General features: G+C 45.9%; 13 protein-coding genes and 1 tRNA gene. 9 read left to right on the plus strand and 5 right to left on the minus strand.

The window, feature by feature from the left end:
• Nucleotides 1-49 precede the first annotated feature (49 nt).
• From NWE73_RS14015 to NWE73_RS14025, 3 genes are all read left to right on the plus strand, one after another.
• Nucleotides 50-739, plus strand: coding sequence for a pseudouridine synthase (locus NWE73_RS14015; protein WP_277578967.1), 690 nt, complete (start codon nt 50-52; stop codon nt 737-739).
• Nucleotides 740-848: 109 nt separating this feature from the next.
• Nucleotides 849-2,942 carry a M1 family metallopeptidase gene (locus NWE73_RS14020; protein WP_277578968.1) on the plus strand — a complete coding sequence of 698 codons (2,094 nt, stop codon included), beginning with the start codon at nt 849-851 and terminating at the stop codon, nt 2,940-2,942.
• 18 nt (nt 2,943-2,960) lie between these two features.
• Nucleotides 2,961-3,036, plus strand: a tRNA-Arg gene (locus NWE73_RS14025).
• Between the two features lie 87 nt (nt 3,037-3,123).
• Here NWE73_RS14025 and NWE73_RS14030 read toward each other — a convergent pair.
• The 3 genes from NWE73_RS14030 to NWE73_RS14040 all read right to left on the minus strand — a co-directional run bounded on the left by NWE73_RS14030 (nt 3,124) and on the right by NWE73_RS14040 (nt 8,358).
• Nucleotides 3,124-3,528 carry an SRPBCC family protein gene (locus tag NWE73_RS14030; protein ID WP_277578969.1) on the minus strand — a complete coding sequence of 135 codons (405 nt, stop codon included), beginning with the start codon at nt 3,526-3,528 and terminating at the stop codon, nt 3,124-3,126.
• 158 nt (nt 3,529-3,686) lie between these two features.
• On the minus strand, nt 3,687-5,519 hold the full coding sequence (locus NWE73_RS14035) for a methyl-accepting chemotaxis protein (RefSeq protein ID WP_277578970.1): 1,833 nt from the start codon (nt 5,517-5,519) through the stop codon (nt 3,687-3,689).
• A gap of 145 nt (nt 5,520-5,664) precedes the next feature.
• Nucleotides 5,665-8,358 (minus strand): RCC1 domain-containing protein, encoded by a 2,694-nt coding sequence (locus NWE73_RS14040; RefSeq protein ID WP_277578971.1) that lies wholly within the window; start codon nt 8,356-8,358, stop codon nt 5,665-5,667.
• Nucleotides 8,359-8,559: 201 nt separating this feature from the next.
• Here NWE73_RS14040 and NWE73_RS14045 point away from each other — a divergent pair, with 201 nt between their 5' ends.
• On the plus strand, nt 8,560-14,682 hold the full coding sequence (locus tag NWE73_RS14045) for a tail fiber domain-containing protein (RefSeq protein ID WP_277578972.1): 6,123 nt from the start codon (nt 8,560-8,562) through the stop codon (nt 14,680-14,682).
• Nucleotides 14,683-14,740: 58 nt separating this feature from the next.
• Nucleotides 14,741-18,871: an LVIVD repeat-containing protein gene (locus NWE73_RS14050; protein WP_277578973.1), complete on the plus strand. Its 4,131-nt coding sequence runs from the start codon at nt 14,741-14,743 to the stop codon at nt 18,869-18,871.
• Between the two features lie 11 nt (nt 18,872-18,882).
• Here the strand turns inward: NWE73_RS14050 and NWE73_RS14055 are convergent, their stop codons facing one another.
• A complete protein-coding gene (locus tag NWE73_RS14055) occupies nt 18,883-19,368 on the minus strand; it encodes a hypothetical protein (protein WP_277578974.1) in 486 nt (161 codons plus the stop codon).
• A 203-nt stretch (nt 19,369-19,571) separates the two neighbouring features.
• Here NWE73_RS14055 and NWE73_RS14060 point away from each other — a divergent pair, with 203 nt between their 5' ends.
• The 3 genes from NWE73_RS14060 to NWE73_RS14070 all read left to right on the plus strand — a co-directional run bounded on the left by NWE73_RS14060 (nt 19,572) and on the right by NWE73_RS14070 (nt 22,111).
• Nucleotides 19,572-20,408: a hypothetical protein gene (locus tag NWE73_RS14060; protein ID WP_277578975.1), complete on the plus strand. Its 837-nt coding sequence runs from the start codon at nt 19,572-19,574 to the stop codon at nt 20,406-20,408.
• Complete coding sequence (locus NWE73_RS14065; RefSeq protein ID WP_277578976.1) at nt 20,408-21,235, plus strand: hypothetical protein; 828 nt, start codon at nt 20,408-20,410, stop codon at nt 21,233-21,235. Before NWE73_RS14060 ends, NWE73_RS14065 begins: the two co-directional genes overlap by 1 nt.
• A 96-nt stretch (nt 21,236-21,331) precedes the next feature.
• Nucleotides 21,332-22,111, plus strand: a complete 780-nt coding sequence (locus NWE73_RS14070) for a bestrophin-like domain (protein WP_277578977.1) — start codon at nt 21,332-21,334, stop codon at nt 22,109-22,111.
• A gap of 3 nt (nt 22,112-22,114) precedes the next feature.
• Here NWE73_RS14070 and dtd read toward each other — a convergent pair whose 3' ends face one another.
• Entirely contained in the window at nt 22,115-22,552 is a 438-nt protein-coding gene (gene dtd, locus NWE73_RS14075; RefSeq protein ID WP_277579302.1) for a D-aminoacyl-tRNA deacylase, read from the minus strand.
• A gap of 256 nt (nt 22,553-22,808) precedes the next feature.
• Here dtd and NWE73_RS14080 point away from each other — a divergent pair, with 256 nt between their 5' ends.
• Complete coding sequence (locus NWE73_RS14080) at nt 22,809-23,798, plus strand: transporter family protein (protein ID WP_277578978.1); 990 nt, start codon at nt 22,809-22,811, stop codon at nt 23,796-23,798.
• The last annotated feature ends 184 nt before the right edge of the window (nt 23,799-23,982 follow it).

Below are 23,982 nucleotides of genomic sequence, written 5' to 3' on the forward strand. Positions count from 1 at the left end.
GGGACTTTTTAGCTGGTCTTTTTCTTTGGGTTTCTGTAATGTCGCGAACATGAAACTGCTCTATCAGGATGAATACTTTGTTGCCATTGAAAAACCATCAGGTTTTCATGTGCATCCTCCTGAGGATGGCTACCCGGTTCCGCGCGAAAAGATCTGCCTCTACCAAGTTCGGGATATGCTTGGTCAACATGTCTTCCCCGTTCACCGCTTGGATGCAGGAACAAGTGGCGTGTTACTTTTTGCCTTGTCCTCTGAATCTGCCCGGGAAGTGTCGCGTCTTTTTGCAGAGCGCTTAACCAAAAAAACCTATCACGCTGTCGTTCGTGGCTACACTCCCGTGGAAGGGGACATTCATATCCCCTTAGAACTTGATTCCACAGGGGTGGCAGTCGAAGCGCACACCAGTTTTAAACGTCTGGCCACCATTGAATTCCCGATTCCCGTCGGGAAAAAATTTCCCACAGCGCGCTATTCAATGATTGAAGCCAAACCCCATACCGGCCGCTTTCACCAGATTCGCCGGCACCTCAACCGCATCACTCATCCCCTGCTGGGCGACTCTTATCATGGCGATTCCCGACACAACCAATTCTTCAGAAATCACTTAGGAATCGAGGGGTTGTGCTTAAAAGCCGTTCATTTGGAGTTCATCCATCCTTGGACCAAAACGAATATAAGCATTACCGCGCCTGAATGCGAAAAGTGGAATAAGATTCAACTTCTCTTCACCCCTCCCTAGCTTTTTTGCTTCTCGGCAGGGTCACAAACAAGAACAGTACGACAAACTCAAATCTCTTTGACGGCCTCGATTTCCCGGCGTAAAAAATGCGCCTTCTCAGAGGTAAACGATGTCTAGGTCTAAAGCTCTTCACAAGCTGATGTTTGTGGCTGGCGTTCTCTTCTTTTTGTTGGTGACACTCCAGGCTCCGGCGCAGGTTTCAGCAGAAGCTCCAACTAAAGCGGCCGCACCACTTCATCACAAACTTGATGTCGAAATTTTTCCGACACTCAAAATGATCAAAGCCCAAGACACGCTAACCTTTCCTGCGGATACTCCGCGCAAGATCAGTTTTCTTTTACATAAAGATCTTCAAGTCGCCGTCATCAGCGCAAACGATTCTTTGGTTGTTCTGCACCCGGCCACCCAAGCTGAGCCTTTTACAGAATATGGTCTGACTTTAAGCTCACAAGACAACTCGGCGACATTGGTTTATTCCGGTGTGATCTATGATCCTGTGGTCGACAACGACAGTCGTGGTTTGATTTCCTTGGAGGGTGCAACACTTTTCGGAAGCACTTACTGGTATCCCGATGTTCTAGGTGCACAAAAAAGTTTTGAATTGAGCATTCGCACCCCGGCTGATTGGAAATCTTTGTCACAAGGACAAATGATCAGCCTTGAAAATCAAGGTTTGACCAATATCACTCGCTATAAAGAAATATACCCCCAAGAAGATATCTATCTGATTGCTGGTCCCTTCAAAAGTTTTGAAACTGAGACTGCATCCGGAAAAAAACTGCGAGTTCTTTTGCGCAAAGATGAACCCGCTTTGGCACAAAATTTCCTAGCGGTGATGCCCGACTACATTCAACACTTCTCTGAAATCATTGCGCCTTATCCTTATGGAAGTTTTAGCGTCGTAGAGAATCTTTGGGAAACCGGCTACGGGATGCCGAGCTTCACTTTGCTGGGCTCCACAGTCGTACGTCTTCCATTCATATTAAACTCCTCCCTTCCCCATGAGATTCTTCACAACTGGTGGGGCAATAGCGTCTATGTCGATTACGACAAAGGCAATTGGAGCGAAGGTTTAACAACCTACATGGCAGATTACTGGCAACAGGAAAAGATAAACGCAGACCGCGCCTATCGCATGAAGACCCTCGCTAACTATTCTGATTTTGTTACCACAAATCCAGCAAGCGATTTCCCGCTTCGTCAGTTCAAGGGCCGCCACAATTCCAGCTCTCAAGCCGTGGGTTATGGCAAATCCATGATGCTCTTCCATATGCTGGAGTTCCGCTTTGGCAAAGAGCTTTTCCAGAAGGCCCTTCAGGATTTCTACAACGTGAACATCTTTAAGCGCGCAACTTTTAGAGATATCCAAACAAGTTTTGAGAAAATCACCAATCAAAATCTCGAGAGTTTATTCACGCAATGGCTGGATCGCAAAGGGGCCCCGGTTATTGAATTGACTGACGTCAAAGTGATGCGTTGGTTGGACGGATCCAATGCGACGACTTATGTTTTGAGCCAGAAGCAAGAAGAGGTTTACAACCTCTCAATCCCGGTCATTTGGACTCTAGAATCTGGCGAAGAGGTTCGTCAGGTGGCGAAGCTTGCCGACAAATCGCAGATTTTCACTTTGGTTTCACGTTCTCGCCCTGTGAAAATCTCTGTCGATCCTGATTTCCATCTTTTCCGTTCTTTGTACACGGAAGAGCGCCCTGCCACCGTATCATCAGTGCTTGGCTCCCCTTCGGTGCATTTTTATTTTGACGGCAACAACGGCGGAGCCCAAGCCTTTGTTCAAAACTGGAGCAAAACCCTTGAAGGCAAAACCACTTTGCACAACGTGAGCGACGCCTTTGAGGTTCCTTCTGAAGGGGCCATTGTGCTGGTCGGAGATAACGCAGCCTTTGCAAACTTCATGAAGTCACAGTTGGCAGATCAGAAATTTCAGATCTCTGATTCTTCAATCACCATCGAGGATCAAGCTTTCGCGCTTTCTGAAGTGAGCACCGTGCTAGTCACACGCTTGAAAAACAAACCAACTCAAGCTATCGTTTGGGTTCGTTGGAGTGCTGATAACAATCCAGGAGAATGGGCGAAGCGCCTTACTCATTATGGCAATATGGGTATTCTGGTTTTCAAGGGCCGTCCGGCTGTCTTGCAATCAAGCTGGCCGGTGACGGAATCGCCGCTTCAACGAAAAATGTAATAAGTTTTGAATTGCGAAGACCCCATAGCTCAACAGGATAGAGCGTTCGTTTCCTAAACGATTGATCCCCGTTCGAGTCGGGGTGGGGTCACCATTTGTGAGCTAACCATCACCTTGACCAGAAAATAAAAATGCCGAGCCTCAGTGTGTTCTGCCAGCCTGCAAATATCTCTCGAGCTTTTCAAGATTCAGACCACCCTTGAATGCATTCTTTCTGCAATTCATTCGGAATACCTTCTTGGGAAAGCTTAAAACAGCTAGTGTTTTTATCGACAGATTCAAACTCGAAGGTGATGTATCCAATCTCTGGCCATTCACCTGGCATTTTAGCTTCTTTAGCCGAAATCGCTCGACCTTGATCATCAGCGAACTGGTCGGTCATTACCAGGCGCTCGTTTTTTACGATCTCTTGAAATTGGCCGGTCATTCCCGCGCCACTTTCAGCATGACCTTTCATGTTAATAAAATATCTGCCGCCTTCACGAAATTCCAGATCGATATGGTCAGCATGAAGTCCCGTCGGCCACCACCACTCTTTCAGCGCTTCAACGCTGGCGAAGGCTTCAAAAAGTTTTGTTACGGGCACCTTGAAATCCCGATCAATTACCAACAACTTTGCTTGAGGGGTTGAATTCTTGTGCTCAGAAGTTTGACTTATTTGCGGCGCTGGTGTTGCATTGCATTCCATCATCAACTTGGCAGAGCATCATCAAATCTTCGAGATGCTCCCCGTTCATTTGTCCTTTAAGTGCCGACATCCTTGGCTCCGTGGACGACATCCTCCAACTCCAGAGTGACACTTCTTAACACCTGCGCTTTTCGCGTCATCACTTCGGCGGTTGCGGAAAGCTCTTCAGCGACTGAGGCATTGTTCTGCGAAGCCGAATCAATTTCGTTCATGGTCGTTCCGAACTGCTGAATCCCGATACTTTGCTCTTTTGAAGAGCCCGAGATTTCTGAATTCAGAGTCGCAATTTGTTCCACCAGTTGGAGCATTTCCGTCAACGCAGCTTCTGTTTCTTCTGCCTTGACCGTCCCGTCATCCACAATGTCGGAGCTTCGGCTGATCAGTTGACTGATGTTTTTTGCGGCTTCAGAGCTACGGGCCGCCAGTGTTCTGACAGCTTCGGCCACTACAGCAAAACCTTTGCCTTGTTCTCCGGCACGCGCGGCCTCAACTGCAGCATTCAATGCCAGCAGATTTGTCTGAAAAGCAATATCGTCAATGACACCGGTGATTTCAGAAATCTCTTTGGCAGATTCATTTATTTTCATAATGGAATCTTTAAGACTTGCCAGGGTTGCGCTGCTGCTCTCGGCTTTTTTCTGACACTTTTGTGACAGTTCTGCCGCTTTTTCGGCGCCTTCATTATTCTTTTTGGTGACTGAAGAAATCTCTTCCATGCAGGCAACAGAAGTTTCTATCGTAGCCGCGGATTCCACAGATCCTTTTGAAATAGCCTGACTTGCCACGCTGACTTGCTCACTTGAAGAGGCCACATCCAGTGTGTTTTCCGTAATTTTTTCTGAGATAGTCTGTATTCTTTTGGCCAGGGTTGCTACGACAAACCAGCACAACGCCAGTGCCAAGAGAGTCAAGACGAGCACACCCACAACGAAGTAAGTATTGGCTGCAATCAGAGCCGAAAAAAGATCTTCGGAATTTGCCTGAACCAGGACTCCCCAACCAAGACTTGATATGAACTTTCCGTGTTCCAAGAAATTATATCCCACCACTTGATCCTGCCCCGGTCGGCGAGGGTCTGAACCCAGAAAAACACCATGTTGCTTTTGCGTGATTCTGCTGACCGGTTCAAAATTCTTCAAAGACTGCTGTTTATGCAGGGCTTGATCGTCAGAGACCGACGCAAGAATTTCGCCGTCTTTGTTGACGACAGTCAGAAGAATCGAGTTGAGCTTTTTTGATTTGTGATTCTCAAAAGCGGACTTGAGTTCATCCTGTACCCATTTGAAGTGCGCTCGATTCGACAAAACTCCAAGAATTTTGCCATTGTGATCTTTCACCACGGAGCTGAAACTGTTGGAAAGACGCTTCTCTTTGTACACTTGATATATGTAAGGATCCTCGTTGGGCTGTTCTACGAAGGTTCCTGTGAATCCTTTACCCGGGTCTTCGGTGAATTTTCCCTCAAGAGTGTTTTTGAACCATTCGGCATCTTTGAAGTTGAGATTAAAAAGTGGCTCTACGACAAGAGGATTGCCTTTAGCATCCTTGGTATTTGCAGCGATCAATTTTCCTTCCGGGGAAACGAACATAATCAAATCATAGATGCCATAAAGAGCTACATAGGAGTTGAATGAATCGGTGATTCTTTTTGCATCTGTATTCAAAAGGGCTTCGTTTTTTGCAAACGCCTGCACGTCTCCGTAGCGTTCATAAAACTGCGCAGCGATCGAAGCCGCCAAGGACTCGGAATGAAGATTGAAGCTTTGCATGATGTGTTCGCGTTGCGTGCTAAGTGATTCTTTAAATTGAAGATAGTTTAAGCCTTGAGTGACAATTAAGCAGAGCGCGAAGACAACTAGGAATTGAGCTTTAAGACTGAAGCGTTTCATTTGTACCCCTAAATATGCCTTTGGATCGGACAGATGCTTAGGCGCCTTTAGGAGATATTGAAAACTCGCGCGGACGTAATCTTTTTAAATCAGATTATGTAGAGCTATTGTGAATCAACTCACAACAGCCACAATCATCGCAAGCTTAGAAACTTTCGTAGTACTGCTTCGTTGGTTTAGTTCTATAAAGTCCCAAATTACAATCCCAACCGATACAATAGATTTTATTAGTCGAAGTGGTCACAAAAAGATTTCCGCCACTGGTGATCCTCACTGGACTGCCATTCATCCCCGTGCGATCCACCAACACAGGAGTCGCGCTGTTATTCTCAGTGAGCACTGAATTGCCTGGAGCCCCCCAACAATAAATATTAAAAGCCGCATCCAAGATTCCACAAGAGCTGCCAGGTCCACCCTTAACTGATAGCGGCGCTGCCGCTGCCGCCAACCCTCCCATGGATACCGCCACAGGTGTCGTCGATGTTGCAAAGCTATTATTTCCGAGTTGTCCCTGTCGAGAATCCCCCCAGCAATACACAATATTGTCAGCTGATACCCCACAGAATGTTTCAGTGGTCCCGTGAATATCAGAGAATAACTGAGAACCTGTCATTCCTGAAGTGTTCAATGCTTGCGGCGTATAGACAGAAGTGCCACTACTGTTTCCGGTTCGATTGTAATTTGAGTTGCCCCAGCAGTAGACCTTTTGATCTGTCATCAGGCCGCAGACGTGAAAACTCGTTACCACAATCTTAGAGAAAAGTTTGGAGCCTGGTATCGCGCCGACACTAATAGGATAAGGTTTGTATTTGGTTGCCGACGACCCATTTCCCAAACCTGGATTATACAAAATATCCGAAGCACCTGACCCGCCCCAACAGTAGCCGACACCGTCCGTAGCAACGCCACATGCGACGTACTGAGCGATGTCGACATCTGAAAAGGTCGTCGCCCCCGTCATCGATGAGGTATCTACCGGAGTCAACGTGCTCACAGATGTAACCGTGCCGCCTTGGCCCACTGCTGCTCCCGATCCCGCACAATGAAGTTTATCGTCAAATGAAATTCCGCACATCGTATAGAAGCCCAAAGCTATTTTCTTAAACTTGGTGCTTCCGCTCATCGTAGAGACATCAATGGGAGTAACCGATGCAACATCTGCATTTATACCCGGAACACTTGCACCCCAAACATAACCCGTGCCGTCTGACGAAATCAGCGCCACACCTTTTTTGTAAGAAGCATCGGAGGTGATCACCTGATCCCAGTACTGACCCATCGGCAAAGCCGATGTGCTGATTTCCTGTGGTTGGTAGGCTGGATTATCCTTAAATGAAGAATCTGCATAAGGATCTCCCCAGCAGTAAAGTCCCCCGTCACTGGATGTCGCACATGTACGCCCTTCATGCAAAGCGACTCCGGTAAAATAGGCACCACCGGAGAGAGCGGAACTATCCACAGCAACCGGGGACCACGCATCCGAGGCGCTGCCATTTCCTGTGAGGTAATGCCAGTTATCGCCAAAACAATAAATTTTGCCGAGATTTGAAATTCCACAACTTCCATTATGGCCGACCGAAGTCATAACGAACTTTTCGCTTGCAACCAGAGCGGCGGTATTGACAGCAATAGGAATGGCACTATCAACCTGCGTCCCATTGCCGAGCTGCCCAGTACTGTTGTCACCCCAGCAGTACATGACACTCTCTACCGTCACCGCGCAGGCGTGATTCATCCCAAGGGAAACCTGAACAAACTTTTGGATTCCGGCAACTCCCGAAACATCAACATAGACTGGAGTCACCGAATCCAACATGGATCCATTTCCTAACTGACCCTGATCGTTTTTTCCAAAACAGAAAAGCCGGCCATCACTTGTAACACCGCACGCGAACTCGCGACCAACTGACACCTGTGCAACTTTACCAGCAGTACCCGACAAACCTGAAAGATCCACCTTCACTGGGACCAAAGAGCTCGTCGCATCTATAACTCCAGAACAAAATAAGTCACCCACTGCAGACACCGCACAAAGGGACTCAAAATCCATATCAAAATCAATAAATCGTTTCTCGCCAGCAACATTGGTCATAGCAACCGGAGTTGGCCGAAGTACTTCCATATCCCCAGTACCGACTCCCAACTCATTACTATAGTTGTCGCCCCAGCAGTAAAGAGTTCCTTCGCTCGACAGCCCACAACTTGAGTAACTGGCCCCGGATACTTTATAAAAATCACCAGAGCCAGAAATCAAGGAGGTATTCACTTCAAAGCCTCGATACTGCTCACCCTCGCTACTATCGCCTTTTCCCGTTTGGCCTCCGTAGTATGACCCCAAACATCGTACTTTCTTATTCACATCTGAATAACAAACGTACTCTTCTCCCAAGGCCAGTCTCGAGTGATTCATCGCCAGAGTGTTTGTCAGCGCCGGTGACGTTGTCAGAGTGTTGACGGAACCATCCTGGAATTCCACACTTCCTTCCGGAAGCTCAAATTCCACAGTTCCTGCCGCAGCTGAAACTGAAACATACAGATCAAACTCACGATCGCTCGCAGTTGGCTGCACAATCACAATGAGTCCTTGAGACGTTCCTTTTTGAATAAAGTCGGAACTAGATAGTGAATCTGCTTTAATAGAAAGGTTGGAGATCAGTTTATATTTCTTTAAGCTGTCAAATTTGGAACTTAGAGCACTGGCATCTTCGACGATAAGAATTTGTTGATTAGAAGACAGACTTTTTTGAGAGACCACCGACGCGTCAAGAGTACACCCGGATATGGCTAATCCAACAGCAAACGTCGCCAAAGCTTGTAGAAAAGAACGAACCTGAAACATATAGATGTTTCGGGTTTTAGTGAACGATCCTAAATCGAAATATCACAACACTCGCAAAGCTGGCCTCATCATACTTTTGTTCCTTCCCCGCTATCTCATTTTGAGAAAATAATTTCAAAACCCAAACTAAAGTAGTACTCATTACATATTTGAAATACAAATCCCATTCAGGTTTACTGTTTCTTGTCCGATAAGAACAGTATGGAACGTACCTGCATAGCATTCATATTCACTATTTTATTCGGTCTTGGCGCTTGGGCTACGGGTCCTAGCACAACCAACTCGTTAACTTACCAAGGACGAATTCTAAAGGCTGATGGTAGCCCTCTAGAACACAACAACGTCAGCTTCCTATTTGAAATCACCAACCCTACTGGATCTTGCATTATCTACCGTGAACAAGTGAACGGCATCAACATGACCAACTCTGGTGGTGTGTTCGATGTACCTATTGGTTCTGGGACTAAGCTTTACCCTGCTGATCCTTTGTTCAAGATGGTCGATTCATTTAATAATGATCAAACATTCGTCTGTGATGGCGGAGTCTCTTACACTCCGATGATCGATGCGATCCGTGTTTTACAAGTTCAATTCCATGATGGCACAGGTTGGAAATCGATCAGTCCTTCAAGCGAAATTCGCAGTGTTCCTTTTGCTGCTTATTCAATCTCTGCAAAAAAACTTGGAACTAACGTCGCGTCTGATTTCGTTTTAAAAACGAGCATCCCAACTTGTACGGCTGGCCAAGTCCTTTCATCCAACGGAACCACGATTAGTTGCGTGAACGATGCCGGCGCGACGGGTCTTGTCTCTACTGTTGCGGGAAGCGGTCCAATTACTGTGACTGGAACTTCAAGTGTAACTGTTTCTGCCACGGTGGGAACAACTGCTGGCACCTTAGCTGCCGGAGATGATTCACGTTTTAGCGATGCCCGTGCTCCGATGGGGGCTGCGGGTGGCGATCTTTCAGGAACCTATCCCAACCCCACTGTCGGCAACAATGCCATCACGACTGCGAAAATCAATGATGCCGCGGTTACGACAGCCAAGTTATTTGCCAATCCCGGAATCAATAGACTTGTCTCCACAGATTCAACTACTGGAGCAACCCTCACTCATTTAGACTGTGCAGTTGGTGAACTCTTAACTTGGAGTGTTGCCAACGGTTGGCAATGTACTTCACAAAGCTCTTTGACAGTTGGCACCACTGTTAACTTTACCGGCTCTCTTGCTGGTGATGTTAGCGGAACACAAGGCGCTACTTCCGTAAATAAAATTAAAGGAATCACAGTAGATACGACAGGACTGACGACGGGGCAGATTTTGAAGTATGACGGGACAAAGTGGGCCCCTGCTGCGGATAGCAATGCCGGTGGTACAATCACTGGCGTCACTGCTGGCACAGGTCTCACGGGCGGCGGAACAACAGGAACTGTGACCTTAAACGTTGATGTTGGTACAAGCGCCAATCAAATTCCGCAACTGGATGCTGGTGGAAAAATTTCTTCTAGCGTGATGCCAGCTTTCACTGGTGATGCGACCAGCTCGGCGGGTTCAACAGCGTTGACTCTTGCAAACTCAGGAGTCACTGCAGGAACTTATAAATCTGTGACGGTCGATGCTAAAGGTCGTGTCACTTCTGGAACAAATCCTTCGACACTTGCTGGCTACGGAATCACAGATGCACTGCCATTAGCTGGCGGTACAATGTCTGGCGCTATTGACATGAATAGCAACAACCTCACGAATCTTGGCTACGTGACTATGTCAGCGAATAAATCTTTGCATCTATCAAACAATGCCGCTGACCCTGGCGGCTTGACCCTCGCTGACAAAGGTAAAACATGGTACAATACCACGACCAATCAAATTAAATATTGGGATGGAACGGCTGCGATTGCTCTAGGGGTTGCAGGTGCTGGCTTAACTTCACTTGGCGGGCAAACTGGATCTACACAAACTTTTGCTATCGGCACTTCTGGTGCTACCCCAGCATGGTCTTCTGGTTCGAACACTCACACATTAAATATTCCGATGGCCTCTTCCGCTGGCACGACTGCGGGGCTTTTAAGTAAAACTGATTATGATTCTTTTGCAGCGAAACAGGCCGCTGGAAGTTATATCACCGCCTTAACTGGTGATGTAACTGCTGCGGGGCCGGGATCTGCCGCCGCAACGATTGCTGCAAATGCAGTTACAACGGGTAAAATATTAGATGGCACCATTTTAGGTGCTGATTTGAATTTCACCGGAGTCAATAATGCCACATCAGGAATTACTATCGTAGACTCTACTGGTAAATTTAATAACTTCTCTTGCGGAACTACGGGTCACGTTGCGACTTGGACTGTCACTGGCTGGGCCTGTCAGGCTCCTGCTACAAGTGGTACCGTAACCAGCGTGGCCACAGGAACTGGTTTGAGTGGTGGTCCGATCACTGGTTCAGGAACTATTTCATTGGCAAATACCGCGGTGACAGCTGGCACATACGGTTCAGCGACTCAAGTGGGCACCTTTACAGTGGATGCTCAAGGTCGCTTGAACTCAGCATCAAATGTGACAGTGACTCCGGCATGGTCTTCAATTACAAGCAAGCCAAACACTCTTTCTGGCTATGGGATCAATGATGCAGTCTCATCAACTTTGGCTTCTGGAAAAATTCTGGTGGGTGATGCCGTTAACGTTGCTACACCACAAACACTATCAGGAGACGCAACCCTATCAAATTCAGGTTCACTAACTCTTGCATCCAGTGGCGTGACCGCGGGAACTTATTCTAAAGTCACAGTCGATGCCAAAGGCCGCGTGACAGCTGGTGCGAATATCGCATCCGGTGATGTGACGACGGCATTGGGTTTTACACCTCTGAATAAGGCTGGCGATGTTATGTCAGGCCTTTTGGGCCTGAATGGCGTAGCTGCCGACCCAGGAAGCCTAGTCGCTGGTGACAAAGGTAAAATGTGGTATCGTACAGATACTAATGAAATCAAGTATTGGAATGGTTCTACTGCCGTTGCATTAGGCATTTCCGGAGCTGGTTTAACTTCTTTGAACGGCCAAAGTGGTTCCACACAAACATTTGCAATTGGAACTTCAGGTACAGCTCCGGCATTTAGTTCCGCGACGAATACACACACACTTAATATTCCGATGGCTGCAACAGCAGGTACCACTGCGGGTCTTTTGAGTAAAGCTGACTATGATTCTTTTGTAGCGAAACAAGCTGCTGGGAACTACATCACCGCCCTGACAGGTGATGTGACTGCTACAGGGCCTGGATCTGTCGCAGCGACAATTGCCGCGAATGCGGTGACGACTGCGAAGATTAACAACCTTGCGGTGACAGATGCAAAAATCAATGACGTCGCGGTGAACAAAATTACCAGCGCTGCTACGAAGTACTTCACTTACGCTCCGAACAACGTGGCTTGTACAAATGGCCAAGTCTTAGTTAAAACTGCCAACGGTTGGGAGTGCGGAACTGACGCTGGTGGAACTGTGACGAACATCACTGTTGGTGCCGGTCTTACTGGTGGTCCGATCACAACTACAGGGACGATTGGTCTTGGAACTGAGCTCACTGGTGTGAATGGCTTGTCGACAACAGGCTTTGTGCAAAGAACAGGCGCTGGTGCATATTCAACAGTCACTGGCAACACTGCAGCCTCCAACAACACAGTTGTACAACGTGACGGCACAGGTGTGAGTGGATTCTATGGCGTGGGCATTCAAGGTTCCACAAGTGGAACAGCAACGATCAGAGCCCCAACTTCTTTCACGAACTACTCTCTAACACTTCCTGCGGACGACGGCCTTGCCAATCAAGTTCTTCAGACAGATGGAGCTGGTGCTTTGAGTTGGGTGAATCAATCTGCTGGCGCCGACAATCTTGGCAATCATACTGCGACACAAAATATTAAATTGGGTTCCTTCTGGCTCAGTGGCGATGGCGGCAATGAAGGCATTACTGTTGACGCCAGCGGAAATGTTGGCATTGGTACCGGAACCCCAGAATTTAAACTTTCATTGATTGGCGACGGTGGAATTCTTTCCACAGGAACATTTGGAAGCGGTGCCTCTCTCGTAACGGCAGGAGCTGGCACAAGAATGTTGTGGTATCCAAAAAAAGCAGCATTTAGAGCAGGAACAGCAACCGCGACTGGCGAGTGGAACGATGTCAACATCGGAACATACTCTACTGCGTTTGGATATGCGACGCAAGCTTCGGGGCAGTATTCATTTGCAATAGGTAATGGAGCTTACGCGATCGGAAGTAACTCTATCGCGATGGGCGGCGCCTATTCTTCAGGTGCAAATTCTGTGGGCTTGGGAAGAGTGGCAAATGCAATTGGTTATTCCGCAGTAGCTCTAGGGGATAGTACTTACGCGGGCGGTGACTACTCGACTGCCATGGGTGGCACAGCTCGCGCAGAAGCTATGTACTCAACGGCCATTGGCCGATTTAACGTTGGCGGAGGAAATGCGACAACATGGGTTGCCACAGATCCTCTGTTTGAGATCGGTATTGGAGCCAGCGGCGCCAGCAAAGCCAATGCTGTGACTGTTTTGAAAAATGGCAATGTCGGAATTGGAACAACAAGCCCGAATTCAAAACTTCATGTTGCCTTGTCTTCAAGCGGTGAAGCACTCACTATGGATGCACCGGCAGCAGGTTTTGTCAGCAGCTCATTCACTGTAGGTGGAGTGACCAAAGCCAGTATGGGTATAGCCTCTGGCCCTAACACATTCCTAAGTTCAAGCGGCGAATTAGCTGGTGACTTTGTCATGAAATCCACAGGCGGAAACTTCATTTTCGGTAACTACTACAGCAACGAAGCTATGAGAATCGATAAAAATGGCCTCGTCGGTATCGGAACTACTACGCCGGGTGCACCTCTTGATGTTAAGGGTGCTATTCGCATGACCGGAGCCACTTCTGGTTACACAGGCTTTAAACCTGCAGCAGCCGCAGGTTCAACAGTTTGGACTTTGCCAGCCGCAGATGGTACAGCGAACCAGGTTTTAAAAACTGACGGCGCTGGCAATCTTGGATGGGTGACTCCTTCGGCTGGTGGTATCACCTCTTTGGGAGGCCTCACTGCGGCGACGCAAACCTTTGCGATTGGGACCACAGGTACTGCCCCAGCGTTTAGTTCAGTAACAAGCACTCATACTTTGAATATTCCGATGGCTTCAACGGCTTCGGTCACTGCGGGTTTGATCAGTAAAACTGACTACGATAACTTCAATAATAAATTGTCAGCCACAATCACGACTCCTGCGACAGGACAAGTTATTCGCTATAATGGCACAAACTGGGTAAACGCCTTAGTCGCACTATCGACAGATGTGACCGGCACGTTAGCAGTGGCAAATGGCGGTACAGGAGCAACGACTGCGGCGGCGGCAAGAACAAATTTGGGATTAGGAACATCTTCGACCTTAAACACAGGTACAAGTTCAGGTTCAATCCCTTTGATTGGGGTTTCAGGAATTACAGCAAATAAAATGTGTACCTCTGATGGAACAAGTTCAATTATTTGTAATACCAATATTCCAACAGGGTCTCAATGGACGACGACAGGTTCGGATATCTATTACAACACGGGCAACGTTGGAGTCGGCACTACAAGTCCAACTTCAAACCTAGTTGTGGCCTCTAACGGAATTTTTGGCACCCAATTTGCCCTGGAAAACTCAGATACGGGTGGACATGTTTGGAAGATTGTAAGTAATGGTTCCGGAAACGCGGGTGGAGCTGGCGGTTTGTTGTTCAGCGATACGACTGCTGGTGCTGCACGCATGTTAATTAGCTCAAATGGCAATGTTGGTATCGGCACGACCTCCCCTGCCAGCGCATTGCATGTCGTTGGTGATATTCAGTTTACTGGTACGATCACTGACGTTTCCGATCGTCGTTTAAAAAAGAATATTCAACCAATAGTTTCTGGTCTTGAGACAGTTCGTAAAATCTCGGTTTATTCTTATGTGATGAAAGATGATCCGAACGAAAGAATCGAGTATGGTGTAATGGCTCAGGACTTGGTGCAGATTCTTCCACAACTTGTGAAGAACATCGATCCTAACACGGACTATATGGGCGTTAACTATTTAGGTCTGATTCCATGGAGCATTAAAGCTATTCAAGAGGTTGATAAACAAGTTCAACAGGATCATGCTTCAGCTAAGAAAATGAATCGCGACTTAGCATCAGTTCAGGATGAAAACAAGAAGCTTCAGGATGCAGTAAAAAGACTTGAAGAGAAAAATAAAAAATTAGAGGAAAAAATCTCTGCAATTTTATCGCGTTTAGAAAAACATTAGAACTTTGGATTACAATTGCAGTTTAAGTTTTAACCCAACTTCAGAAAAGCACGTACATATGGAATGTTCATTAATATCTTACTTCAAAAAACCATGGGCTTCCATAGCAATCCTGTTCTGCGTTCTATTGCCTTCTATTGGAAATTCTGCCTGCTCATCACCCACAGCTTCTGCCGGAGCTATGGAATACTTTGTTGCAACCTCAGAAATGAAATATTGCAATGGCACGAGTTGGATCACTACCAAGTATGGAGGAGTCACGCCGATCACTTCCCTCGTCGATACAGCTGCCGGCCGCATCACAGCAAACGATGTCGCCGTCGCTGGTAACTACGCTTATATGGTTGGCTCCAATGCTGCAGGCTTGTTCTACCTGACCGCCATCAATATCACTAATCTCTCAACTCCCACTTTCGCCGGGGACTACGTTGGTTCGGCGGGTGCTGGTCAATCCATTGCGAGTGATGGAACTTATCTCTATGCAGTACAAGGCACCACCCTGCTGGTATTTTCACTTGCCAGCCCCACAAGTCCAACTTTGCTTGGCTCGGTGACAAATGCCTCTATTTCATCAGGAAGAATGGTCGTTGCTGGTAACTATGTCTATTTGGCATCTGGAAAACTGGTAATAATAGACGTTACAACCAAAAGTTCTCCGGCGGTCGCTAGTACTTTAACAAATAGCAATTTTACCTCAGGCTCGGGAATTACGGTCTCCGGTAACTATGTATATATAGCCGGAGCTTCGACGGGCTACCTAGTTATAGTTGATATCTCAAACAAGTCTTCGCCTGCTGCCGTTGGATCGGTGAAAGAACCTTCCGTATCTATGCCCAGGGGAGTTGCTGTCTATGGCAACTATGCTTACGTTACCAGCGCAAGCGGTTCGTCAAATCCTCTAGCTATCATAGATATCTCCAACAAATCTTCCCCGACGGCCTTTGGAACAACAACTGTAGTCCAATACTCTAATGATATTTTGATTAAGGCAAACTATGCTTATGTCACTGACGGCAACGGCAACTTGAATACCCTTGATCTGTCTTCTCCAACATCACCCCAACTGCAGCAAAGAGCTAGTACCCTCAGTTTTTCATATCCCCTATCAAAAATTAGCTTTGATGGCACAAAGCTTGTGGGACTATCTACGGGCACAGGCCTTTTTGCGACCTTCGATATTGGTCCCACATCTATGCCCTTGCTGCCTGAAGCTGCTCAAGTTTTATCGGGAAGTCCTTTAAGTATTGATAATACTTACGCTGCTGGCAACACAGCTGTTTTGGCTAACTCTGATGGATCTCTATGGACATTCGATATCACCAATCCAGCAGCGATGACTCCGCTTAGCCAACAACAGATCAAAGTAAGTTCAAATTTATATTTTCCTGGAGGTGATTTTGATGGCACCTATTTTTATTTTGTTGGTCCGAACCAATCATCACTTTACGTTTTTGATCTATCAAACCCAGCATCACCATTTTTAACAAAAACCATCAACCACTCGAATCTTTCACAGGTCATGGCTGTTAGACGATCTGGAAATTACATTTATGCCGCTTCTGCAAATGGTTTTTCTATCATTGATGCCACCACGATGGCTACGGCATCCATGATTGGATTCAACAATACTCCTTTATCGTGGGCAAAAAAAGTGGTGATTAGTGGCAATTATGCTTACGTAATACAGGCCAACGTTCTTAGCATATTTGATATCACCACCAAAACAGCTCCCACTCTGATTGGGACATTAACAGACTCAACAAATCTAAACGCAGTAACAGACATCGCAGTTTCTGGAAACTACGCCTTTATCGTAGGCAGTAGCTTCATGACGGTGGTTGACATCACCACTAAGTCATCCCCGACCTACGCGACAAAACTTGCCGGTTTGTCGACATCAGCAAATATCAAAATTTCCGGCAACTACGCCTATGTCAGCGGATCTTCTCTACGCAGTATTGATATCTCAACTCCAACGGCACCAGTTTTAAAAAACTCCCTGGTATGTAATTGCCTTGGGGTAGAAGTCCTGGGAACCACTGCTTTTTCAGGCAACACGACCTTACCAGGTATTAATTCATTTAACCTCAGCAACCCTTTATCACTTTCCGCAATTAGTAGCGCGGCCTTTAACGGAATCTACGAGTCCGTGAGAAGGTTCGCATTCCAAGGAAACTATGTTCTCTCTGCAAGCGCGACCTCGAAAACGGTGACCGTGACTGACATCAGCACTCCAACAAATCCCACAGTCAGCAAAGTGATTACCGACACAACTCGCTATACGGGAATCAATGACTTGGTCGTATCTGGCAACTATGCCTATACAGCTTCTAGCGGTTATTTTACGGTTATCGATGTTACAACACCCGCGACGGCCTCTATCATCGGCACAATTACTGATGCCACCAAACTTGCTTCCGGAAAAAATGTAAGAGTCTCTGGGAACTATGCCTACTATCTTGGAAGCAGTCGTTTCACAGTTGTCGACATCACCACAAAATCAGCTCCTGTCATTTTGGCGAGCATCACGAACGCACTTCTCTCAGGCTGTGAGGGACTTGATATCTCGGGAAATTACGCCTATGCAGTCTGCGCAACATCCATAGCTTTAGTAGTTATAGATGTTACGACACCAAGCAGTCCAACGATTGTTGGAAATAGCTCATTAGGGGCATCTACCTCATCAAAATTAGTTAATGTTATTGGCAACTATGCCTTTGTTGCCGATTCAAAAATTAAAGTGATTGACGTTACCAACAAGGCAGCCCCTTTTCTTGCAACGTCGTTCGATGGAGTTTATAGTTGCTCTGGATGCATTCCCACGGATATGTTTTCAGTTGGGAATAATCTTTATTCTTCAGGCGGTAGCGCCATAGTTATATGGGATGTCTCAAACCCATTTTCGCCCGAGGCACTGGGTGCTCCGATAATGAACTCAATCTTCAGAACTCCAAACCGAATGGGACTCTCCTCAAATCGGCTTGTTACGGTTGATGGTTTCGACACGCTGTTTGTTCATGAGGTATTGGGGATTCCAGGTCCTATGAAAGCAAGTTCAAAGACCACTTTTGCCCCGCGCCTAAAGGGGGCGAACGGGATCGCTCTTTCAGGTAACAAGGCCTTTATTATTAATGGAAATTCAGCCCAGCTAACAGTTCTTGACATATCTTCTCCAGAAACTCCTACCCTATTTTCATCGTGGGCAGATCCTTTATTTATAGGGGCAAACTCAATCACAATATCCGGGAACTATGCGTATATTGGAGAGACTCAAACTTACGGACTCTCCGTCATTGATATCAGTAATCCATCTTCTCCATTTTTTGTTAAAAAAATCCTTTCCAGCTTCACTAACTTTTTTGGAATTCAAAGCATGAAAGCTGTCGGCAACTATTTGTACGTGGTGGGGGCATCTAGTGGAAAGTTCTCTACTGTCAATATTTCTTCGCCTTCAGCTCCAGCAATCGCCGGCTCAATCTCAGGAACCACCGGAGGCTTGGCGATATCAGGTACCTACGCGTTTACGTGCAACGGCGCTGCACTGACAATTGTTGATATTTCTAATCCTGCATCACTTACCAGCTCGTCATTTTCAAATGCGGCATTATCTGGCTGTAAAAGCATTGCCACTTTAGGCAACTATGCATATGTCCTATCAACCGGAAACAAATCTATGGTCGTCCTGGACATCTCGACTCCAACCTCACCTACAATTGTTGGTTCCGTCATTGATACCACCAAACTTTTGAATCCATCAGACATAGAAGTTCAGGGTAATTACGCATATGTTACACTCAGTACAGGAAGTATTACGCTCATAGATATTAGCAACCCGGCTGCTCCTGCAATCAACGATGCCTACGCGACTTCCGGCTTTGTAAACAACGGGCGACTTCTTTACCCATATGTATTCACAGCGGATTCAACCAACTCTGCAGTAAAGGTATACAAGGCGCTTCCATTAATTACTCAGGGCGCCTGTTCCCCTGCGGGAAAAGTAGATTATATCACTGCCACTAATGTCTTTGCTTACTGTAATGGCTCTGTTTTTATTCCGATGGGCCCCATTCCGGGAGCTGGAGGCGCGGGTTGCTCTACCCCGACCGCAAAAGCAGGTTCCTTCAACTACAATTCAGGAATAAACAAAATGACATATTGCGATGGCAGCACCTGGGTTTCAATACAATAGAAATTAATAATCTAGGGCTGCTCAATCATTTCCCAGCGTCCGTCATGGTTTTGTAGAGTCATTCGATTCACAATCACTTGCTTTGGATATTTTGAATCAATTTGGTTTTTAATAACTTCTTTGATCTGATTTTCATTCAAAACTTTTTTTTGTTCCAACGAATCTAAGGTGACTTTCAATAGCTCTTTTGTGGCATCAGCTGAAAGCACTTTTATTTCGTAGCTAATCAATTCTTGACTTTCATTTAGGGGCCTTCGCTCACGGACCTCAATCTCACAGCTATCAAGTATCGCCTGGATGACGATCTCCCGAAGATATGGATTGAAAGACAACCCCTGCGCCATTGTTACTACTATATTTTGTTGTATGGATTTTTTTGCTGCAGCTTGAACTGCGTCCTGAAACCTTTGATTGCGTAGCTTCTCGAAAAAGCCCCAAGTACCAAGCATCACCAACATTAATGCGGTTAAAATCGCAATTTTTTTCTTTGGAGTCATAGAAGTATTATCAACTACCTTTTGAAAAAGAGAAGAATTTTATATGTCATCCTGTTTAGATCAGTTTAACTGGATGAATATCCAGAAACATCGGAAGTAAGCAGAAGTCACTCCCGGAGAACAGGAGTTTCGTCGAGTCTAGAAGCTAATTTCCTGCATCCATTCATATTAAGAATATCCTCACAAGAACCGATAAAATTCTCATGGTACAACTTTGGATTGTCATCGGATTGGCTTTATCAGCAACAGCGGTTTCCTTCTTAGGGGCGACGTTTTCTATTGTCGGTATCGGTAAATTGTTTTCCGGTGCTATTGTGGCCGTCTGGCTGATGGCCGGGTCCTTAGAGCTTGCAAAATTTGTGGTCGCCGCTTACCTCCACCAAACCTGGAGAAACATCGGCTTCATGTTTCGCGCATACCTAGTCAGTTGCGTCATCGTACTCAGCTTGATTACCAGCATGGGTATCTTTGGATTTCTATCTGACGCCTACAGTACTTCTTCTGCCATCCTCGAGTCTGAAAATATTAAATTACAAAAATTGCAGTCCGAACAAACAATGGCCAATTCTGAAGTGGTTCGCATTACCCGTTCGGTTGACGAAATTCCGGATCAGCGTATTTCTAAAAAACTCAAAGCTCGCGCTGAAGTCGAGCCAATGATTCGCGAACTTAAAGTAAAGATCTCAACTATTGAATCGCAAATCGCCGAAGCACGACTTAAAATCATCGAAGTAAAACAAAAAGTAGGCCCTCTTATATACATCTCCAAAGCCTTCAATATGGATATCGATACCGTCGTCAAATACTTGATTCTGGTTTTCGTGTCGGTCTTTGACCCTTTGGCTATTTGTTTGGTCATTGCATTCAGTGATGCCTTACTAAAACGGTCTCAAGCTTTAAATAATCCGGAGGCAGTATCAACTGAAACCTCCCCGAATGTTGAACCGGTCAACCCTAATGAAGTCATCGCCAGCTTGAAAATGGCTTTCGCCGATGACACCAATTCAACTGATCCTTCCAAAAAAGAGGGCGCAGGTTAATGGGACAAAAAGCAAAGTGGCTTCAAGACGAGCGCTACATTCGTATCGCCGGTGCTTTGCTTATGGTCTCTCCGATCATGAACCTCTTGGTGAGCGTCGCACTCAACTCGAACGTCGTTGACAAGTGGAGCCTTAAAAATCTTTTTGCTGCATTTATGTTGGCGTCAGGTCTGGCCTGGCTGGGACGAATCTCCAACTTTGTCGTGGGTTTTTTGATGTTTCGGGGCAAGAACACGGCTTGGGTCCCCGTTTTGGCTATTTTGGGATTTACGATCGCCAAAAACTTCATAACCTTCAAGCAAGATTATCAAACCAATCACTTTCAAGCTATCAGCTCTTTGCTGATCAATATTTTACTGTTCCTTCTAGTATTTGAATCTGAATATCGTCTGAATAAGGAACTAAATAATAAGCTACAAGCCGCTCGAGCACGCCAAGGCGGTGCAAATACAAATCCAAGCACAACCAAATCCCCGACAACAAAGGAAGCCCCTTTGACTGCCTCAGTTGCAGCGAACATAAAAAAGGCAACGCCACTCGATTTCAGTTACCAAAAACCAGCATCTTCTCCTGCACCTCAGAAAAGCTTTATCATAAAGAAAAGAATGCCGATTGAGTTTGCCGGTCACGGAAAAATTGCCGAAGTTATTCACTGTACCGAAGATGAACTGTGGCTCAAACCCACCAATCATCTTCCTAACGACATTCATAAAAAAACTGTCACGCTTGAAGATCCAAAACAAGGTGGAAAGATTCGCCTTAAATTCAGCGGTATCCGCGACGACTCCACTCTTGTTTTTCGATTAGTGCCTGATCAAAAGGCCTAGCTTATGAAAAGCTGCAAATAAACAAAAGAACCAAGCGCTAAAATACAGAATCGACTATCCTAGCCAGGAATATCAACACCAAGGATAATCGTAGGCATGACAATTGAAATTCTATATCAAATCCCTCTATGGATCATTTTTATCACGATGGTTACCATCCTCTTGGCTGCAAGTTACTTTTTTTATTACATAGGCCAAAAAGCGCAGAAACAGCATCCTGAAAGAAATGACTCTATCAACGAGCTTCTCCCGACGAGTATTTTTGGATTGCTGGCTTTGTTGCTGGGGTTTTCATTCTCTATGTCGATTGCCAGATATGACACCAGAAAAACATTATCTATGAAAGAAGCCAATGCCATTGGTACAACCTATCTGCGTACAGACAATCTACCTGAAAATACCGGATTTCAAATTCGCCAACTTCTTAAAGACTATACTAAGCATCGTTTGATTTTTTTCGAACACCAGCGCATTGGCTTAAAAGGATATAATCAAAGAACTCAAGATTTACAAAATCAGATCTGGAAATTGGCGGCAGGAGTAACTCGCACTGATCGTGGACCTTTGATTGCCATCTTTATGCAATCATTGAACGAAATGATCGATCTGTCTAGCGAGCGCGCATTTGCCTCCGAAAACCATGTCCCAGAAATTGTTCACCATATGATCTTCCTCATTGCCTTTATTGGACTGAGCTCATTGAGCTATGTTAGCGGATTCAAAAATCAACGAAGACTTGCTCCGGTCTTTCTCTCACTACTCTTTCCCTTAGTCATTGCACTTATACTTGATTTGGATCGCCCAGGAAGAGGTCTGATTCGTGTAACTCAAACTAATATGTTGGAACTTTACGACAGCATTCACAACCAAGAATAGCCTTTAGGCTTCAATGATCAAAGTGACCGGGCCGTCGTTAAGAAGCTCCACCTTCATATCCGCACCGAAAGCCCCACCCTTTGTTTCAATACCTTGGGCTCGACTGATCTCTAAGGATTTATTGTAAAGAGATTCTGCGAGATCGGGAGTTTCTGCACCAATAAAGCTGGGGCGATTCCCTTTAGCCGTATCCCCCAACAAAGTAAATTGCGAAACTATTAGATGAGCGCCACCAATATCTTTGAGCGACAAGTTCATCTTACCAGATTCATCAGGAAAAATTCTTAAGGATGTGATTTTCTGAATTAACTTCTGCAACTGTTCTTCGGTATCACCTTTGGCAACACCCAACAATGTAAGAAGACCTTTATCGATAGACGATATCTGTTCCCCATCAACAGTCACGGATGCTCTTAAAACTCTTTGCACAACTGCTTTCACTCGTTCCTCACTTCTTGCGTCCACAATAACAATAAATTCATTCAATACCCCAGTCTATCCTGTGCTGCTCCATAACCGCTTTTTAACGAATTTTCGAGTGCCTTTTGAGAGCAATAGAAACGGTCATCTCTCCTCTGAAGTGATCGTTTTTCATTCGAGGAATAGTGCATTTACTCTATTCAAAACTGAAGGTTTTCTATTGACTGAATATCAGCTTCACAAGTTCTATGAGAACGAATTTTTTATTGGAGGCAATATGAAAAGAAGCACGCTTATCGCAGGCGCAATTTTGGTATCACTTGTAACAGCGCTTTCATCGAGTGCCTTTGCTCAAGAAGAGCAAGCGACACCTAAGATGACAACTACGGTGAAACCACCGAAATACTTTTTAACTTACAGTTATTACAAGTACGACTTGCAAGGAACAAACTCAGCAAATACCCGCATCTATAAATTCGATGCTTCGACAGTGGACCTCAGCATGGTGACTGCGACCTGGCTCTACAGTCCACAGTGGACTCTTTTGGCTTTTGTCCCTTATATCAAAAACATGGTTGAAACCGTCTATGAACCACTTCCTGGCGGACTGAACTTTAAAACTCGTGATTACACGCAGGGTCTCGGGGACGTTCGCCTGATGGGCCTCACGCCCCTACTCGCTGACGTCAATAATCTTGTGATGAGCGATATTAACTTGACGCTTCCGACCGGAAGCATTGACGAGTACTTCACGTCCGCTCCCACACAAAGAGCCGCATACAATATACAATTAGGTTCTGGGACTCCGGATTTAATACTAGGAACTACTTATTCCTACACCCAATTGAACTGGGTCAGCAGTGTGCGCGGACAAGGAACCGTGCGCATGGGGCGAAACTCCAATGGCTGGGCTCTGGGAAATGAATTCCTGGCTTCTGCGGGTAGCAAATATCAGTTCACCAAGTCTTTCGAGATGGGCGTCGTTGGAAATTACAAAGCTCGTGACGCCGTTCAGGGTCGTGACGATAAATACGAGAAAAACAACAACTGGAATGGCACGGCAAAAGGTGATGGTCATCAGTACTATCATGCTCCACAAATTAACTGGGATACTGAATTGGTTGCAAAATTCACCACCCCTGCATTCTCGGGCCTCACGGCATCTATTGAAGGGGGCGTTTCATTCTGGAGAGATGCCATCAACAAGGATGATATCCGCCTGGATATGCCTTATTGGGCTTCAGCCTCTGTAAATGGATCTTTCTAGGCATACCTCAAGCGTAGCTAGTTGAAAAAATAGCAAAACCAGAAATATCCGAAGAAGCAATGCAACACCAGCGTTGGTGTTGCATTGCTTCTTCAGTTTAGAAAAAGACAAATGTCACATCCTATTTCAGTATTATTTAATTAGACTCAAATCGAAAAAAGTGACGCCCTAGATTGTCACCCCC

The sequence above is a fragment of the Bdellovibrio svalbardensis genome, assembly GCF_029531655.1.
Taxonomy (GTDB): domain Bacteria; phylum Bdellovibrionota; class Bdellovibrionia; order Bdellovibrionales; family Bdellovibrionaceae; genus Bdellovibrio; species Bdellovibrio svalbardensis.

What these genes read in the sequence shown, in the direction of transcription:
- NWE73_RS14060 (WP_277578975.1), top strand. Translation starts at nt 19,572, where the DNA reads ATGGTACAACTTTGGATTGTCATCGGATTGGCTTTATCAGCAACAGCG.
- NWE73_RS14050 (WP_277578973.1), top strand. Translation starts at nt 14,741, where the DNA reads ATGGAATGTTCATTAATATCTTACTTCAAAAAACCATGGGCTTCCATA.
- NWE73_RS14040 (WP_277578971.1), bottom strand. Translation starts at nt 8,358, where the DNA reads ATGTTTCAGGTTCGTTCTTTTCTACAAGCTTTGGCGACGTTTGCTGTT.
- NWE73_RS14015 (WP_277578967.1), top strand. Translation starts at nt 50, where the DNA reads ATGAAACTGCTCTATCAGGATGAATACTTTGTTGCCATTGAAAAACCA.
- NWE73_RS14020 (WP_277578968.1), top strand. Translation starts at nt 849, where the DNA reads ATGTCTAGGTCTAAAGCTCTTCACAAGCTGATGTTTGTGGCTGGCGTT.
- NWE73_RS14065 (WP_277578976.1), top strand. Translation starts at nt 20,408, where the DNA reads ATGGGACAAAAAGCAAAGTGGCTTCAAGACGAGCGCTACATTCGTATC.
- NWE73_RS14070 (WP_277578977.1), top strand. Translation starts at nt 21,332, where the DNA reads ATGACAATTGAAATTCTATATCAAATCCCTCTATGGATCATTTTTATC.
- NWE73_RS14035 (WP_277578970.1), bottom strand. Translation starts at nt 5,519, where the DNA reads ATGAAACGCTTCAGTCTTAAAGCTCAATTCCTAGTTGTCTTCGCGCTC.
- NWE73_RS14080 (WP_277578978.1), top strand. Translation starts at nt 22,809, where the DNA reads ATGAAAAGAAGCACGCTTATCGCAGGCGCAATTTTGGTATCACTTGTA.
- NWE73_RS14055 (WP_277578974.1), bottom strand. Translation starts at nt 19,368, where the DNA reads ATGACTCCAAAGAAAAAAATTGCGATTTTAACCGCATTAATGTTGGTG.
- NWE73_RS14045 (WP_277578972.1), top strand. Translation starts at nt 8,560, where the DNA reads ATGGAACGTACCTGCATAGCATTCATATTCACTATTTTATTCGGTCTT.